1 protein-coding gene is annotated in these 255 nt (G+C 71.4%); it reads left to right on the forward strand.

Annotation, left to right across the window (positions count from 1 at the left end; translation table 11 throughout):
* On the forward strand, positions 1 to 255 hold a 255-nt coding region (locus EN846_RS34915; protein ID WP_135914189.1), incomplete at both ends, for a hypothetical protein.

The raw sequence follows: 255 nt of genomic DNA on the forward strand, positions 1-255 counted from the left end.
GCACCATCCTGGTCGACATCGTCGACGACGTGCCGACGGCCTATGCCAACACCAACAGCGTCTCGGAAGGCGCGCAGGTCTCGGGCAATGTGCTGAGCGACGGAACGCCTGACGTGCTCGGCGCCGACGGCGCGGCGCCCGGCGGCGCGGTGACCGGCGTGGCCACCGGCTCGAACGTCTCCAACCCGGTGAGCGGCAATCTCGGCGGCGCCGGGATCGCGGGCCAGTACGGCACGCTGGTGCTCAACGCCAACG

The sequence above is a fragment of the Mesorhizobium sp. M4B.F.Ca.ET.203.01.1.1 genome (assembly GCF_004791025.1).
GTDB lineage: Bacteria > Pseudomonadota > Alphaproteobacteria > Rhizobiales > Rhizobiaceae > Mesorhizobium > Mesorhizobium abyssinicae.